Annotated in this window: 11 protein-coding genes; 4 read left to right on the forward strand and 7 right to left on the reverse strand. The window is 71.4% G+C overall.

The features are described from left to right. Nucleotide 1 precedes the first annotated feature (1 nt). Both L3i22_RS46280 and L3i22_RS46285 read right to left on the reverse strand, forming a co-directional pair. Nucleotides 2–1,714, reverse strand: a complete 1,713-nt coding sequence (locus L3i22_RS46280) for an acyl-CoA dehydrogenase (protein ID WP_221323762.1) — start codon at nt 1,712–1,714, stop codon at nt 2–4. A gap of 20 nt (nt 1,715–1,734) precedes the next feature. Continuing rightward, a complete protein-coding gene (locus L3i22_RS46285; RefSeq protein ID WP_221323763.1) occupies nt 1,735–3,534 on the reverse strand; it encodes a sensor domain-containing diguanylate cyclase in 1,800 nt (599 codons plus the stop codon). A gap of 263 nt (nt 3,535–3,797) precedes the next feature. Between L3i22_RS46285 and L3i22_RS46290 the strand changes: the two genes are divergently transcribed. Continuing rightward, complete coding sequence (locus L3i22_RS46290) at nt 3,798–5,399, forward strand: alpha/beta-hydrolase family protein (RefSeq protein WP_255657664.1); 1,602 nt, start codon at nt 3,798–3,800, stop codon at nt 5,397–5,399. 57 nt (nt 5,400–5,456) lie between these two features. On the opposite strand, the gene L3i22_RS46295 is transcribed toward L3i22_RS46290, so the two are convergent. Both L3i22_RS46295 and L3i22_RS46300 read right to left on the reverse strand, forming a co-directional pair. After that, nucleotides 5,457–6,002, reverse strand: coding sequence for an antibiotic biosynthesis monooxygenase (locus tag L3i22_RS46295; protein ID WP_221323765.1), 546 nt, complete (start codon nt 6,000–6,002; stop codon nt 5,457–5,459). Nucleotides 6,003–6,005: 3 nt separating this feature from the next. Beyond that, nucleotides 6,006–6,338, reverse strand: coding sequence for a hypothetical protein (locus L3i22_RS46300; protein WP_221330611.1), 333 nt, complete (start codon nt 6,336–6,338; stop codon nt 6,006–6,008). Between the two features lie 55 nt (nt 6,339–6,393). Between L3i22_RS46300 and L3i22_RS46305 the strand changes: the two genes are divergently transcribed. Further along, nucleotides 6,394–7,431 carry an oxidoreductase gene (locus tag L3i22_RS46305; RefSeq protein ID WP_255657665.1) on the forward strand — a complete coding sequence of 346 codons (1,038 nt, stop codon included), beginning with the start codon at nt 6,394–6,396 and terminating at the stop codon, nt 7,429–7,431. A gap of 435 nt (nt 7,432–7,866) precedes the next feature. Here L3i22_RS46305 and L3i22_RS46310 read toward each other — a convergent pair whose 3' ends face one another. Then, on the reverse strand, nt 7,867–8,505 hold the full coding sequence (locus tag L3i22_RS46310) for a response regulator transcription factor (RefSeq protein ID WP_221323766.1): 639 nt from the start codon (nt 8,503–8,505) through the stop codon (nt 7,867–7,869). Beyond that, the gene (locus tag L3i22_RS46315; protein ID WP_221323767.1) at nt 8,457–9,743 is read right to left on the reverse strand and encodes a sensor histidine kinase; all 1,287 of its coding nucleotides are present in this window, start codon (nt 9,741–9,743) and stop codon (nt 8,457–8,459) included. Before L3i22_RS46315 ends, L3i22_RS46310 begins: the two co-directional genes overlap by 49 nt. Nucleotides 9,744–9,853: 110 nt before the next feature. On the opposite strand from L3i22_RS46315, the gene L3i22_RS46320 reads away from it, so the two are divergent. Beyond that, on the forward strand, nt 9,854–10,864 hold the full coding sequence (locus L3i22_RS46320; RefSeq protein WP_221323768.1) for an acyl-CoA desaturase: 1,011 nt from the start codon (nt 9,854–9,856) through the stop codon (nt 10,862–10,864). An 88-nt stretch (nt 10,865–10,952) separates the two neighbouring features. On the opposite strand, the gene L3i22_RS46325 is transcribed toward L3i22_RS46320, so the two are convergent. After that, nucleotides 10,953–11,372 (reverse strand): hypothetical protein, encoded by a 420-nt coding sequence (locus L3i22_RS46325; protein ID WP_221323769.1) that lies wholly within the window; start codon nt 11,370–11,372, stop codon nt 10,953–10,955. Nucleotides 11,373–11,732: 360 nt separating this feature from the next. Between L3i22_RS46325 and L3i22_RS46330 the strand changes: the two genes are divergently transcribed. Next, nucleotides 11,733–16,397, forward strand: coding sequence for a type I polyketide synthase (locus tag L3i22_RS46330; protein ID WP_255657666.1), 4,665 nt, complete (start codon nt 11,733–11,735; stop codon nt 16,395–16,397). Nucleotides 16,398–16,400: the final 3 nt, after the last annotated feature.

The raw sequence follows: 16,400 nt of genomic DNA on the forward strand, positions 1-16,400 counted from the left end.
CCTAGCCCAACCAGGCGTCCTCAAGGTCGAGAAGCAGCGTGTCACCTGAATCGAGCAGGTCCAGCATCGGGCCGATCCGGGGCAGCTCGTGCGTGATGAAGTACCTCGCGGCCAGGCGTTTGCCCTCGTAGAAGGCGCCCTCCTTACCGCGCACGGCGAGCGCCTGGGAGAGCCAGAGCCAGGCGACCACCAGGTGCCCGGTCGCGTCCAGGTAGGCGGTCGCGTTGACCAGGGCTTTCGCCGGGTCGCCGGCCGCCCACAGCTTGGCGGTGGTGGCGGCCAGCCGGTCGCAGGCGGCGAGCACCGGGACGCCCAGTTCCCCGGCCGAGGCGGCGGTGGCCCGGATCCGGTGGAGCAGCAGCTTCAGGCCGGCGCCGCCCTTCATGGTGACCTTGCGGCCGAGCAGGTCCAGGGCCTGGATGCCGTCGGTGCCCTCGTGGATCGAGTTCAGCCGGTTGTCCCGGTAGAACTGCTCGACCGGGTACTCCCGGGTGTAGCCGTAGCCGCCGTGGACCTGGATGGCGTGGTCGTCGGCGAGCCGGCACCACTGCGACGGCCAGGCCTTGACGATCGGCGTGAGCACGTCGAGGAGCAGGTCGTTCTCCTCCGACTTCTCGTCCAGCAGCTTCGCCGCGAAAAGAACAAGGGCAAGACCGCCTTCGACGTACGTCTTGCTCGCGAGCAACATTCGACGTACGTCGGGATGGTTGATGATCGGCACCGGAGGTGCCGTGGGGTCCTTGGCGTCGACCGGGCGGCCCTGCGCCCGCTCGCGCGCGTAGTCGAGGGCGTGCAGGTAACCGGTGTAGCCGAGGGCGACCGCGCCGGACCCGACTCCGATCCGCGCCTCGTTCATCATGTGGAACATGTACTGCAGGCCACGGCCCTCGTCGCCGACCAGTTCGCCTTCGGCGTCGTCGAAGGCGAGCACGGCGTTGGTGGTGCCGCGGTAACCCATCTTGTGGTTCAGGCCGGCCAGCGTGACGCCGTTGCGCTCGCCCGACTCCAGCTTCTTCGGCACGATGAACAGCGACAGGCCCTTGACCCCGGCCGGCGCCCCGGCGACCCGCGCGAGCACCAGGTGGATGATGTTCTCGCTCAGCTCGTGATCCCCGCCGGAGATCCACATCTTGCCGCCGCTGACCCGGTATTTCCCGGTCTCCTGGTCGAGAACCGCTTTTGTCGTGACATCGCTGAGCGAGGAGCCGGCCTGCGGCTCGGAGAGGCACATCGTGCCGGTGAACCGGCCCTCGAGCATCGGGTGCACGTACCGCCGGATCTGGTCCTCGGTCCCGTGCGCGAGCAGCAGGTGCGCGTTCCCGCCGGTGAGCATCGCGTAGGCCGAGGTGGCGGTGTTCGCCGCCTGGAACCAGAGGAAGCAGGCGCGCTGCACGACGTGCGGGAGCTGCAGCCCGCCGTGCTCGGCGTCCATCGTCGCGCCGAGCAGCCCGGACTCGGCGAAGACCCGCAGCGCGTGCGACACCTCCGGGATGATCTCCACCCGGGTGCCGTCGAAGGTCGGCTCGTTCAGGTCGTTCTTGCGGTTGTGCGGCGCGAAGTCCCGCTCGGCGATCTGCTGCGACACGTCCAGGAACGCGTCGAACGTCTCCCGGGAGTGGTCGGCGAACCGTTCCCGGGAGGTCAGCGTCTCCACGTCGAGCCACTCGTAGAGCAGGAAGTCCAGATCGCGCCGCGACAGCACCTTTGAATTCATGCACCCAGTGTGCACTAACTTCAATCCCGGGCGCGGTGTCGTCCGATGGTCTCCAGAACCCGGGTCAGGCCGCGGCTTCCGCCGGAGCGTTTGATCTCGTACATCGCGTGGTCGGCCGCCCGCAGCGCCGAGTCCGGGTCCGAGGCCGGGCCGGCCAGGTGGACGCCGACGCTCGCGCCGATCGTGATGTGCTGCCCGGTGATCCGGAACGGCATCTCCACCACCATCCGGACCCGGGTCGCCATCGCCTCGACGTCACTGGGCCCGAGCGAACCCGGCATCAGCACCACGAACTCGTCGCCGCCGACCCGGGCCAGCACGTCGCCGGCCCGGATGCAGCCGCTCAGCCGGTCGGCCACCTGACGCAGCAGCTCGTCGCCGGCCTCGTGCCCGTACTGGTCGTTGACCGGCTTGAACCCGTCCAGGTCGACGAAGAGCACCGCCACCGGGTCCCGCCGCAGCGAGGAGGAGAGCGCGTCCTGCATCCGGCGCCGGTTCGGCAGGCCGGTCAGCGGGTCGTGCTCGGCCTCGTGCGCCAGCCGCTCCTGGAACGCCCGGTTCTCCGAGATGTCCCGGGCGTTGATCACCACGCCGTTCAGGGCCGGGTTGGCCATCTGGTTGGACGCGGTGAAGTCGAACCAGCGGTAGTGGCCGGTCGACGCCCGGACCCGGCACTGCAGGCGCAGCACCCCGGCCGGGTCACCGAGCAGGGCGTCCAGCTTCTCCCGCATGGCCGGCTGGTCGTCCGGGTGCACCATGTCGAAGACGCTGTGCCCGGTGAGCAGGCCCGGCTCGAACCCGAGGATCGCCGCCGAGCTGGGGCTCGTGAAGATCATCCGGCCCTCCCGGTCGATCACCGTGACGATGTCCGGGGCGTGCTGGAACAGTGCCTGGAACCGCTCGTCGGCGCGCCGACGCTGGATCTGGCTGCGGTAGCCGAGCACCGAGATGCCGACCACGCCGATCAGCAGCATGACGAGCAGCGTGATGTTCACCGTCTGGCTGCGGCGGTGCACCGCGCCGTCGAAGGTGGACTTGGTCTGGGTGCGTACGTAGGAGTAGCCGCTGGGCAGGCCGCCGACCACGATCGCGATCATCGACGTGCTGCCGGACCGGTACTCGACGAACCGGGTGCCGGAGCCCTTGGCCAGCTGGGTCACGATCGCCTCGTCGGCCCGGCTGCCGACCAGGTCGGGCACGCTGCTCGCGGCCACGATCCCGGCGCTGTCCACCACGTCCGTACGGTGGTTGCCGCTGGCCAGCTGCACGGTGTACTTCTGCAGCGAGGTGATCGCCACCTGGTTGAGCCCGATCAGGAAACCGACCGGGTCGCCACCGGCCAGGATCGGCACCGCCACCGCCGCGAGCGCGATGCCGTCCACCGTCATCACCGAGGAGAAACCGACCTCGGAGCCACTGGCGAACTGCTTGCGCATCGGCGCCCAGCCGGCGTTGTCGGCGGCCGGGACCCCGGCGGTCCGGCTCGCGTTCAGCACGTTGCCGTCCAGGTCGGTGATCAGCATGCCGTACTCGAAGGTGGTGCTCTTCGACGCGGCCATGACCAGCAGCGCGTGGTCGGCGGCGCCGCCCTTGGCCATCGACAGCGTGTGGTCGGCCAGGACCTGCGCCAACTCCTGCGCTGAGAGCAGCTGGAGCTGACCGGTCAGGGTCGCGTTGTTGGTGCCCAGCTCAGTGCTGTCGGCGCGGTGCACCGTGTCGGCTGCGCTCAGCGCCGAGCGGTTCACCATGATGGCGACCCCGCCGGCAGCTGCGAGCAACAACAGGCTGACTAACACCGCGATCCAGTTCCGTACCCGCATCGCGTCTTCCTCCTCACCGCATGACATCGGCAGAAGATCGCCCGGCTGAATGAACCTGCGGCACAAAACCACCCGCAAACGGGGAGGCGCGCGCACCCATCGACCCCTGATGATGAGGAGGTACCGACCCGACGCCCCCGTCGATGATCGGAGCTTGCATGCGCAAACAGGTGGTCGAACCCGCACCGATGAGGTCCGGCCTACGGATCCCCCGGCCTCGACGATCCACCGACCCGGCAGCGCCACCGACCCGCGCCCGCATCGTGCGAGCCCCGCTCAGTCTCACCGGCGCCGGACTCGCCGCCGTGTTCTTCTGCCTCGCGTTCACCCCGTCGCTGCTCCCCCGGAACGGGGTCCTGCAGGGCGTGGTGGCCGGGATCACCGCCGCGATGGGGTACGCGCTGGGCACCGCGATCGGGGCACTGATCCGGCTCCGGTTCCGGTTCTCCCCCCGCGCGGTCCGGATCTGGTGGCGGGTGCTGGCCGTGCTGCTGCTCCCGATGATCGCCACCTGCCTGGTGCTCGGCGTGCGCTGGCAACGGGAGCTGCGGCTGCGGCTCGGGATGGCGCCGGCGCAGGAGTACGACATCGTCCGTACCGTCGGAGCCGGCCTGCTCACCTTCGGCCTGATCCTGCTGATCGCCCGCGCCCTGCGCCTGGCCACGCACGGCTGCGCCCAGGTGTTCCGGCTGGTCGTGCCGGAGCGGGCGGCGTACTGCGCGGGCACCGTGGTGGTCGCCGTGCTCAGCTACAGCGCGTTCGACGGCCTGCTGGTCGCGCACCTGTTCGCGGTCGCCGACCGGTCCGCCGCGGTGATCAACAACGGGACCGGGAACGGGGTGCGGATCCCGAGCTCACCACTGCGCTCCGGGGGACCGGACTCGCTCGTGCCCTGGGACACCCTGGGCCGGCAGGGGCGGAACTTCGTGGCCAGCGCACCCAGCCCGGACGAGCTGGCCACGTTCGCCGGGCACCCGGCGATGGAGCCGATCCGCCTCTACGCCGGGCTGGCCTCGGCCGGCACCATGCGGGAACGCGCCGACCTGGTGGTCCGCGAAATGGATCGGACCGGCGCGTTCCAGCGTCAGGTGGTGGCGCTGTTCACCCCGACCGGCACCGGCTGGGTGGACAACCGGGTCACCCAGTCCCTGGAGTACATGTATGCCGGGAACACCGCGCTGGTCTCCATGCAGTACTCCTACCTGCCCAGCTCGATCGCGTTCGTCGGCGACCGGTCGGCGGTGGTGGACGCGGCGTCCGCGCTGATCACGGCGGTGCGCCAGCGCTGGTCGGCACTGCCCGCCGGCCATCGGCCCAAGCTGCTGCTGTTCGGCGAGAGCCTCGGGACGTACGGCATCGAGTCGACCTTCGGCAGCGCCGCCGACCTGGTGAACGGGGCGGACGGGGTGCTGATGGAGGGGCCGACCTTCGCCAACCCGATCCACCAGCGGCTCACCCGGCAGCGGGCGCCCGGCACGCCGGTCTGGGACCCGGTCTATCCGGGGCTGCCGGTGGAGTTCGCCGACACCGGGGAGGAACTGCGCAATCGGCCCGGTCCCCAGCCCAAGGTGGTCTACCTGCAGAACTCGTCCGACCCGGTGGTCTGGTGGAACTGGAGCCTGCTGTGGAAGCGGCCGCCGTGGCTGCACGGCGAGCGCGGGCCGGACGTCACCCCGGCCATGCACTGGTTTCCCTGGGTGACGTTCTGGCAGACCACGTGCGACCTGGTCTTCGCCAACCAGGCGCCGACCGGGCACGGGCACGTCTACAAGTCGACGACGGTGGACGGGTGGGCGACGGTCGCGCCGCCGCCGGGGTGGACCGTGGCCGACACGATGCGGCTGCGGGAGCGGCTGGGCAACTGACCTGATCGGGGCGGGGTTTGCCGGCGTACCGGGGCAATTGGCTTTTTGGGGTTTTTGTCAGCGTTTGAGCCAGGGCTGCAGGGCTCGGGTGACCCGGGGCAGCACCAGGTAGGTCATGATCGGGGTCAGCACCAGCGTGGTGATCATCGTGCGCAGGACGAGGTGCAGGCCGGTCAGGTAGGGGGCGAGCAGCCAGCCGGCGAGCAGGCTGACCGGGAAGAAGCCCAGCCAGATGGTGACCGCCTGCTTCCAGCGCGGCGGAGTCTGCACGTCCTGCTTGACGTGCAGCTCGCGCGGCGGGTCGAACCAGCCCTCGATGCCGGTGCGCCGCTCCACCCGGGTGTGCTCGACGAAACCCTCCGCGGAGGTCAGCCACCAGCGCCGCTGCGGGGACTCCTCCCAGTCCCGCAGCGCCTCCGCGTCGGCGAAGCGGTAGAGCATGTGCCACTCCGGCGAGCCCGGCTCGGGCTGGACCCAGCCGGTGCCGAGAAACCCCGGGAAGTCCTCGGCCAGGGAGGCTCCGGCTCGCACCCAGGCGGTCATCTCCGCCGCTCGCGACGGGTCGGCGCGGCGGGTGATGGCGACGGTGACAGCGGATTCCATGTCTCACATTGTGGTACGGAACTGTTTCGGGTCGGTGGCGTACCGCCGATCAGTGCCGTGCCACACACCTGTCGAGCCGGTATGTTCTGCGAGCATGACGATCAAACGAAGGTTGTCGATGGTCCTGGGCGTGCTCGCGGTGATCGCCACCCCGGTCCCCGCAGCCGCCTCCCCCGCAGCCGCCTCCCCCGCTGCCGCTTCCGCCGGCTCTTCCGCCGCGTCGGCGTCTGCCGGCTCTCCCGATTTTTCGGCTTTTTCCGATTTTTTGGCTCTTTCTGCCGCGTCGGCGCCCGCCTCTTCCGCCGCGTCGGCGCCCGCCTGGCGGCTCACCGACACCGGGACCACCGCTCGGTTCCGTGGGCTGGCCCCGGTCAGCGCCTCGGTCGCCTGGGTGGCCGGCAGCGCCGGGACCGTCCTGCGCACCGTCGACGGCGGCCGCACCTGGTCCTCGGTCGGCCCGGCGGACGCCGCTGAGCTGCAGTTCCGGGACATCGAGGCGTTCGACGCCCGGCACGCGGTGGCGCTGACCATCGGCTCCGGCACCGACTCCCGGATCTACACCACCGCGGACGCCGGGAAGACCTGGACCCGGACGTTCCAGAACGAGGACGCGGCCGCGTTCTACGACTGCATGACGTTCCTCGACCGGCGGCACGGCCTGGCCCTCTCCGACCCGGTCGACGGAAAGTTCCGGATCCTCGCCACCCGCGACGGCGGCCGGTCCTGGTCCGTCCTCCCGGCCACCGGCATGCCCGCGGCCCTCGACGGCGAGTTCGCCTTCGCCGCCAGCGGCACCTGCCTGGTCTCCACCACCCCCGGCCACCTCACCGCACGCGACTCCGCCACCCCGGCCGACCACCTCGCCTCGCGCGACCCCGCCGCTCCGGCCGGTGACTCCTCCGCTCCGGCCAACCGCCTCGCCTCGCGTGACTCCTCCGGCCAGGCCGACCAACTCGCCTCGCGTGACTCCGCCGGCCAGGCGTTCTTCGCCACCGGGGGCGGCGCGACCGCCCGGGTGTTCAGCTCCCGCGACCTCGGGCGCACCTGGCAGGTCACCGCGACCCCGATCCCGAGCGGCCCGAGCGCCGGCATCTACGGCCTGGCCTTCCGCGACCCGGCCCACGGCCTCGCCGTCGGCGGCGACTACACCGTCCCGGAATCCGCTCCGTCCGGCGCGGCGGTCACCCGGAACGGCCGCACCTGGACGGTGTCCCGGACGGTCCCGGGCGAATACCGCTCCGGCGTCACCTGGTCCGGCTCGCACGACGCGCTCACGGTCGGCCCGACCGGCAGCGACCTCTCCCGCGACGGCGGCTTGACCTGGCAACGCTTCGACACCGGCAGCTTCGACGCCGTCGCCTGCGTGGGTCACGCCTGCTGGGCCTCCGGGGAACAGGGCCGCGTGGCCCGCCTGACCTGGCCCCACTAACCCCACCCAGGACAAGCACAGTTCGCCAAACCACCGAAGGCCACAAACGGCTGCAAACGCCGGCACGAGAGGGGCGGGAACGGACCGCAAGCGCGGGTTCAGGTCGCGACGACCGAGCGGGCGGACGCGGGCGGGCAGGCGACGCGTGGACGAGCGGGCCCGGGCGAGCAGGCGGGCCTGGCCGAGCAAGCAGGCCCGCCCGGGCACGGGCCGACGCGGGCCGGCGCGGGCGCGGGCCGGCGCGGGCCGGCGCGGGCCGGCGCGGGCGCGGGCCGGCGCGGGCCGGCGCGGGCGCGGGCGCCAACAGGCGCGAGCCAAACGGCCAAGGACGAGCCACACGGTCAAGCGCGCGCCACACGGTCAAGCGCGGGCCAGACGGGGGCGAAACGGGGGCGAGCGGGCGCAGGCAAGCAGGCGAACGCGCAGGTCGGCAGGTCAGGCGTTGAGGAAGGTCAGGACGGCCAGGACTCGGCGGTTGTCGTCGTCGGACGGGGGAAGGTCGAGCTTGGTGAAGATGCTGTTGATGTGTTTGCTGACCGCCTTCTCCCCGACGAACAGTTTGGTGGCGATCGCCGCGTTGGAGCGGCCCTCCGCCATCAGGCCGAGGACCTCTCGTTCCCGGCCGGTGAGGGCGGACAGTGGCGACTGGCGGCGGGCCAGCAGCTGGTAGACGACCTCCGGGTCCATGGCGGTGCCGCCGGTGGCGACCCGGCGGACGGCGTCGACGAACTGGGCGACGTGCGAGACGCGGTCCTTGAGCAGGTAGCCGACGCCGCCGCTCCGGTCGGAGAGCAGCTCGCGGGCATATAGCGGCTCGACGTGCTGGCTGAGGACCAGCACCGGCATCCCGGGGATCACGCCGCGCGCGGCGATCGCGGCCTGCAGGCCCTCGTCGGTGAACGTCGGCGGCAGGCGCACGTCCACCACGGCCACGTCCGGACGGTGCTCCACCAGGGCGGGCAGCAGCGCCGGCCCGTTGTCCACGGCGGACACCACCTCGCAGCCGTGCGCGGTCAGCAGTCGGGTCAACCCGTCCCGGAGGAGGGCGTGGTCTTCGGCGAGAACGACGCGCAAGGCAGCTCCATGGTCACGACGGTCGGTCCGCCCGGAGGGCTGGACAGCCTCATCGTGCCATCGAAAGCGGAGAGACGGCGCTCGATACCTCGCAGGCCGGTGCCGCCGGTCGGGTTCGCGCCGCCCAGCCCGTCGTCGCTGACCTGCATGACCAGCATCGTTCCGGTGTGCCAGAGATCGACCCGGCCGTGCTGGGCGAAGCTGTGCCGGGTGGTGTTGGCGAGCGCCTCGGCGACCGCGAAGTAGGCCGCCGACTCGACCGGGGTGTCCAGCCGCCCGGACAGCGCGGTCTCCACCGTGATCGGGATCGGCAGCGCCAGGGCGAGCGCGCGGACCGCCCCGTCCAGCCCGCGCTCGGCGAGCACCGGCGGGTGGATGCCGCGGACCAGGTGGCGCAGGTCGGCGAGCGCCGCGCTGCTGGTCTCCCGCGCCTCGGCGAGCAGCTTGCGGGCACCGTCCGGATCGGTCTCCACCATCTCCTCGGCCAGGCCGATCGTCATGCCCAGCGACACCAGCCGGACCTGGGCGCCGTCGTGCAGGTCACGCTCGATCCGGCGGAGCTCGGCGGCCTGCGCGTCGACCGTGTCGGCCCGGGTGACGGTGAGGTGGCTGACCCGCAGGCGCAGGTCGGCGTTGCGGGTCGGGGCGAGCAGCAGCCGGCCGAAGAGCGCGTCGAAGCGGCGGAGATAGGGAGCCGCGGTCAACCCGATGAACAGGATCAGCACGCCCTGCGGCAGGGACAGGAACGCGTCGCCGACCGTCTCGAACGGCCAGATCGCGCCGTAGCCATACCACCCCGTGCCGAGCCAGATCCAGAGCGGGATGAGCAGCGTGCCCTCGAGGCCGTAGAGCGGAATGGCCAGACCGGCCACGCCGAGAGTGACACCGATCACGGCGCCCGGCACCAGCCAGGCGAAGTCGCGCCAGGTGGCCGGGTCGGTCACGACCCATCGGAAGTGCCGCCAGCCGCCGAGAACGGCCCGTTCCGGGGCCGGGCGATAGGGCCGCGGGATCGTGACACCGGACCGCGCGGCGATCCGGCGGCCCAGGTCGGCACGCGCCCTGACCAGGCGGGTGACCAGCGGGAACAGCACCATCCCGACCCCCGGCACCACGGTCAGCGCCAGGGTCACCACCGAGAGCACGAGCAGTGGCAGGTTCAGCACCGCCAGGGGGATCGCGATCAGCCCGCCGAGGACGGCACGGAGCCCGCCGTGAATCCAGTCACGCGAGTCCATGGCCTCCATCCTGACCACCCACCGCACGCTTGTCGGTAGTGCCAGCACTACCCCGGTTCGGGTGCCTGCACTGCTGACCGGAGGGCGCCGAACCGGAAGGCTCGACCGGTATGACGACCATGACGGAGCGGCCGCGGGCCGCCGGAAGTGATTTCGCGGAGTTGAACCGACGGATCAACGCGGCCGGTCTGCTGCGCCGCCGGCCCGGCTACTACGCCGTGCGCCTGGGTCTGGCCGCGCTCGCGCTGGTCGGCGGCTGGGCGGCGTTCTTCCTGGTCGGCGCGTCCTGGTGGACGCTCGCCGTGGCGGCCTTCCTGGCCGTGGTGTTCGCGCAGGTCGCGCTCGTCGCGCACGATCTCGCGCACCGGCAGGTCTTCCGCACCAACCGGCCGAGCTCGCGGGCCGGTCTGCTGGCCGGCAACCTGGCGATCGGGATGTCCTACGGGTATTGGATGGACAAGCACACCAAGCATCACGCCAATCCGAATCACGACGACCTCGATCCGGACGTCGGGCCGGGCGTGCTGGTCTGGTCGCCGGAGCAGGCCCGCGGCAAGGGATTCCTGGTCAGACACCAGGCCTGGCTGTTCTTCCCGCTGCTCACCCTGCTGGGTCTCTCGCTGAAGCGGGACAGCGTCCGCGCGCTGCGCAACGGGACGGTGAAGCAGCGCGGGCTGGAGTCGGTCCTGCTCGGCGCGCACTTCCTCGGCTACGCGGCGGCGCTGCTGCTGGTGCTGACCCCGCTGCAGGCGCTGGCGTTCCTCGTCGTACACCAGGCGCTTTTCGGGGTTTATCTGGGAATGACCTTCGCGCCCAATCACAAGGGCATGCCGCACCCGGACGGAACCGAGGACTATCTGCGCAAGCAGGTGCTGACCTCACGCAATGTGCGGGGCGGGTTCCTGACCGACGTGGCGCTCGGCGGGCTGAACTATCAGATCGAGCACCACCTTTTCCCGGCGATGCCGACACCCAATCTGCCGAAGGCGCAGCCGATCGTGCGGGAATACTGCGCGGAGATCGGCGTCCCCTACGAGATGACCGGTCTGATCGATTCCTACAAGCAGGCCCTGAGCCATTTGCACGAGGTCGGCGCGGAACTGCGTGCCGACAGATCATGAAACAAAATCCGGAAAACAAGGCCGCCCGGGGGCGCGCTCGGCGCGCGCCCCACGGCCGCATTCATGAAAACAATTCGGGGGTACGGCGTCAGCCGATCCCGATGTTGTTGTGCGCGCTCACCGGAGCGAACCGCCGGTTGCCCAGCCAGACCGCGTCGTACCCGTTGACGAGCAGGTTCGCCAGCGAGACGGGCGGCGGGACGGGCCCGTTCTTGCACTCGGCCCAGCCACCGAAGTCGGTGGTCGCCTCGCAGAGCGGGAAGCGCTCACCGGTGGTGGTGAACTGGATCGGCAGGCCGGCCACCGGGTGACCGTCCCACGTCGTGAAGTGGGCCTTGAGCCCGAGCGTCTCGCGAGCGATGACGTCGAGCGTGCCGTAGTAGGCGGTCGCGTTCATCCGGACGGGACCGAAACGCGGTGCGGTGGGGGCGGCCTGAGCAGGGCTGGAGGCGGCAAGGCCGGCCAGAACCGCGACTGCGGCAAGCCATCGGAGGGTCGTTTGCTTCATGGCGCACAAAACTAGGCGAAGCGGGCGTTTTTCCCAAATCGACACACTCACGGGTGACGAAGATCCTCCCTGACCTGCATGGAGGACAACGCGCGAGCCGGGAAAGCCGCGACACGTGGGTAATGCGAACGGATGACCCGGAGTCGTAGATCACACGGCTCGACCCCGTGCTGTTCTAACTTTTGCGAGGAAGCCGCAACAGGTCTCGTGAAACGCCGAGCCGGTTGTCCATCATCCTTTCGGCTTCTCGTGCGTTAGCCTCTGCGGAAGCGCATCTGCCGACGACATCCATCGGCTTGTCCTGCGCTTTCCTGGCCGTCTTCCGGCGGACATTCAGGCACGCAAGCATGGGGAACATCATTGGACATTGCCATCGTCGGCCTATCCTGCCGTTTTCCGGGGGCGCGCGACGTGGTCGAGTTCTGGGCGAACTCGCTGGCCGCCGCTCATCAATTCCGGCCCGTACCGTCGGGGCGCTGGAATCATGAGACGTTCTATTCCACGAACTTCCGTGACACCCATGCGACGTACACCGACCGGGTGGCCTTTCTTGACGAGGTCGAGAAGTTCGCCGCCCTGCACCACCGCATCCCACCGCGGCGTGCCAAAGCCATGGATCCGCAGCACCGCCTGCTCGTCGACCTGGCCCGCGAGGCCGTTCAGGACGCGGGCTGGGAGCGGCGTCCGTTCGACCGGTCGACCACCGGTGTCTTCGTCGGCCTGAGCACGGCCGACTACAAGGACATGGTCGGGGCCCGGCTCACCGCCAGCATGCTGGCGGACGGGTCGCTGTCCCCCAATGCCAATGATCCCGAGCTGCTCGCGGCGATCGCCGAGGCGGCGAAGGCGGCGATCGACCCGCCGCAGTCGTTCTCGATGGCCGGCTCCCTGCTCAACATGGCGCCGGCCACCGTCAGCGAGCTGCTCGACCTGGGCGGCCCGTCGTTCGCGGTGGACGCCGCCTGCTCGTCCGCGCTGGTGGCCATGCACGAGGCGGTCAACCACCTGCGCACCGGCTCGTGCAGCGCGGCCCTGGTCGGCGGGGTGTTCGTCAACCTCACCCCGAACGCGCTGGTCGGCTTCTCCCGGGTGGGCGCGCTGTCGCCGGCCGGGCTGTGCCGGCCGTTCGACAACCGGGCCGACGGCTTCGTGCTCGGCGAGGGCGGATCCCTCGCGGTGCTCCGGCCGCTGGACGACGCGCTGGAGGCGGGCGACCGCATCTACGCGGTGCTCAACGGCATCGGCACGGCCAACGACGGCAAGGGCGCCGGGCCGATGACCCCGAAGGCGGAGGGCCAGGAGCAGGCCATGCGGGCCGCCTACCGGGACGCGCGCGTCGAGCCGGGCGCGATCGACTTCCTGGAGGCGCACGGCACCGGCACCACGGTCGGCGACAAGGTGGAGATCGAGGCGATCCGCCGGCTGCGGGCCAAGTCCGCGGACCGGCCCTGCTACCTGTCGTCCGGCAAGGCCACCATCGGGCACACGCTGCCCGCGGCCGGCGCGGCCGGGGTGCTGCGGACCGCGCTCGCCCTGCACCACCGCACGGTCCCGCCGCAGCCGGCGACCATGGACCCGCACGCCGAACTGCCGCTGGTGGAGTCCGGTCTGTCGATCGCGACCGAGCCGACGCCGTGGGCGCAGCCGGCCGACGACCGGCGCCGGGCCGGCGTCAGCTCGTTCGGGTTCGGCGGTACGAACGTGCACGCCGTGCTCAGCGAGGCGCCCGAACCGGAGGACGACGGCGACGACGCGGACCGCCCCTGGGTGGTGCTGATCTCCGCGGACAACGGGGAGCTGCTGACGTCGTACGCGGAAAGGTTGTCGGGTTTGATCGCCGCGGACGCGGCCTTGACCCCGGCCGCCGTGGCCCGCACGACCGCCAGCCGCACCCTGCTCAACGCCCGGCTCGCGGTGATGTGCCGGACCCGGGCCGAGCTGGCCGAGCGACTCGCGACGGCGTCCCGGGAGCTGGCCGCCGGGCACACCGGACGGCTGGCCGCCGGCCTGTACGCGAGCGTCACCCCGCTCGCCCCGGAACAGCGCTCGCTGGCCTTCCTCTACCCGGGCCAGGGCTCGCTGCGCCCCGGCGTGCTGCGGGACCTGGTCGCCCGCTTCCCGGCGCTGGCCGAGCACGTCCGGCCGCTCGCCGACCGGGTCGACGAGCGCACCGGCGCACCGGTCACCGACCTGCTCTGCGACACGCCCGGACCGGGCGACGAGGAGAAGGTCAGCGCCACCCGGATCTGCCAGCCGGGTCTCGGCGTCGCCGGGATCGGGATGACCCAGCTGCTCGCCGACCTCGGGGTGACCCCGCAGGTGACCCTCGGGCACAGCGTCGGCGAGCTGGCGGCGGCGGTCGCGGCCGGGGCGCTGACCCCGGACGACGGCATCGAGTTCCTGATCGAGCGGGGCGCCGCGGTCACCTCGGGCAAGGAGCCGGCTGCCGGAACGATGGCGGCGGTCCGGATCGACGCGGCCGGGTTCGAGCAGCTGCGGGCCGGTATCGAGGGGGTCTGGGCGGGCTGTTACAACCACCCCACCCAGATCGTCGCGAGCGGGCACGAGGCCGCGGTCGGCAAGCTGGTGGAGCGGTGCCGGGACCGGGACGTGCCGGTGGTGCCGCTGCGCGTGTCGCACGCGTTCCACTCGCCGCTGATGGCCGAGGTCGACACCCGGGTCGCCACCCAGGTGGACCGGCTGCCGGTCCGCAAGCCGATCCGCACGTTCGTGTCCAGCGTGGACCCGGCGGCCGCGGCCGACCCGGAGACGCTGCGCGCGCTGTGGAGCCGGCAGGGCTCGGCGCCGGTGCTGTTCCGGGACGCGGTGGACGCGGCGGTCGCGGCCGGCGCGAAGATCCTGGTCCAGGTCTCGGCCGGGGACGCGCTGCTCGGGATGGCCGCGCAGACGCCGTCGGCGCGCGGGATGGACTCGATCGCCCTGATGCCGGCCGAGCCGGACGAGGGCTACGCACTGCTCGAAGGGCTGGGCCGGCTGGCCGTGGCGGGGGCTCCGGTGGATCTCACGCCACTCTTCGAGGGGCTGGGCGTTCCGCTGGTCACGCTGCCGCCGTCACCGCTGGCCACCCAGCACTACTCGATCCGCCGGACCGCTCCGGGCGCAGCACCGGCCCGTTTTGTCCGCACAAGTGAAACTCGTCACGTACCTCCCCCCGTAACTCCGGAGCGCGAAGCGCTGCCGGCCGCCGTAACCAGGAACGGAGAGCAGATCCCGGTGAACGACGTCATCTCCCTGATGCGCGAGCAGCTTGCGGTCCTTCGGGGCATCGGCGCCGAGCCGGGCGCCCTGCCGGACGCCCCGGTGAGCCCCGCCGCGCCGGCGCTTCCGGCCGTCGTGGCGACCCCGCCCGCGCCGGCCAAGCCGGAGATCGCGGCGCCGCCCGCGACCCGGGTCTCGGTCCCGGCGCAGAAGCCGGCCGCCGCACCCGTCGCCGCCCCGGCCCGGGCCGCGGACCACCAGCTGTACGCCGAGGTGGTGGCCGAGGTCGCCGCGATGGTCGGCAAGATCAGCGCCTACCCGGCCGACATGGTCCGCCCGGAGCAGACGTTCGCGACCGACCTCGGCTTCGACTCGATCATGACGGCCGAGTTGATCGCCGCGTCCAAGCGCCGCTGGCCGGACCTGGACCTGGCGCCCGAGCAGGTGTTCGGCATCGCCACCGTGCGGGAGCTGACCACGCTGCTGGCGCAGGCCCTGGGCGGCACCGCGCCGGCCCCGCTCGCCGCGCCGGCCCCGGCCGCCGAGGTGGAGCAGTCGCTGGTCCCGCGGACCGACAGCCGCCGGCCCGAGGTCGCGGACGTGACCAAGCTGCCCGAGCTGGTCCAGTTCGAGTCGCGCGGCAACATCCTGGAGCGGGTCGGGGTGGCCAACCCGTACTACATCGTGCACGACAGCGTGATCAACGCCCGGACCTCGGTGCACGGCCGGCAGCTGATCTCCTTCTCCAGCTACAACTACCTGGGCCTGTCCGGGCACCCGATGGTCAACTACGCGGTGAAGGAGGCGGTCGAGCGCTACGGCTCCTCGGTCTCGGCCGCCCGGATCCTCTCCGGCAACCGGGCCCTGCACGACGAGCTGGACCGCAGCCTGGCCGCCCTGGTCGGCGCCGAGGACGCGATCTCGCTGCTCGGCGGGCACTCGACGAACGTCGGGATCATCGGGCACATGGTCGGCCCGGAGGACCTGATCGTGCACGACGCGCTCGCGCACGACAGCATCCTGCAGGGCTGCCGGCTCTCCGGGGCGAACCGCCAGCCGTTCCCGCACCAGGACCTGGCCTCGCTGGACGCGCTGCTGACCCGGATCCGGGACCGCTACCGCCGGGTGCTGGTCATCGTCGAGGGCGTCTACAGCATGGACGGCGACATCTGTGACCTGCCGGCCCTGATCGCGCTGAAGAAGAAGCACGGCGCGCTGCTGATGGTCGACGAGGCGCACAGCATCGGCGTGCTCGGCGCCCGCGGTGGCGGCGTCGGCGAGCACTTCGGGGTGGACCGCGGCGACGTGGACATCTGGATGGGCACCCTGTCCAAGTCGCTGGCCAGCTGCGGTGGCTACATCGCCGGGAAGCACGAGCTGATCGAGTACCTGCGGTACACGCTGCCCGGCTTCATCTTCAGCGCCGGGATGAGCCCGATGAACGCGGCCGCCGCGCTGGCCGCCGTGCACATCCTCCGCGAGGAGCCGCAGCGGCTGAAGGTGCTGCACGACCGGGCCGCGACGTTCCTGCGGCTGGCCAAGCAGGCCGGGCTGGACACCGGGCCGAGCTCCGGAACTCCGGTCATCCCGTGCATCACCGGTGACTCGGTGAAGGCGTTGAAGCTGGCGGACATGTTGCTCAAGAACGGGGTCAGCGCGAACCCGATCATGTACCCGGCGGTCAAGGAGAAGCTGGCCCGCCTGCGCTTCTTCATCACCGCCGAGCACAGCAACGAGGACATCGAGACGACCGTGGACCTGTGCGCCCGGTTCCTCGATCCGGCCCGCGTGCCGCAGCCAGCCTGAAAG

Origin of the sequence: Actinoplanes sp. L3-i22 (genome assembly GCF_019704555.1) — a bacterium.
Classification (GTDB): Bacteria; Actinomycetota; Actinomycetes; order Mycobacteriales; family Micromonosporaceae; genus Actinoplanes.

Excerpts from the sequence above, each read along its gene's own strand:
- L3i22_RS46325 (WP_221323769.1), bottom strand. The coding sequence starts at position 11,372 with ATGAAGCAAACGACCCTCCGATGGCTTGCCGCAGTCGCGGTTCTGGCC.
- L3i22_RS46285 (WP_221323763.1), bottom strand. The coding sequence starts at position 3,534 with ATGCGGGTACGGAACTGGATCGCGGTGTTAGTCAGCCTGTTGTTGCTC.
- L3i22_RS46280 (WP_221323762.1), bottom strand. The coding sequence starts at position 1,714 with ATGAATTCAAAGGTGCTGTCGCGGCGCGATCTGGACTTCCTGCTCTAC.
- L3i22_RS46295 (WP_221323765.1), bottom strand. The coding sequence starts at position 6,002 with ATGGAATCCGCTGTCACCGTCGCCATCACCCGCCGCGCCGACCCGTCG.
- L3i22_RS46315 (WP_221323767.1), bottom strand. The coding sequence starts at position 9,743 with ATGGACTCGCGTGACTGGATTCACGGCGGGCTCCGTGCCGTCCTCGGC.
- L3i22_RS46320 (WP_221323768.1), top strand. The coding sequence starts at position 9,854 with ATGACGACCATGACGGAGCGGCCGCGGGCCGCCGGAAGTGATTTCGCG.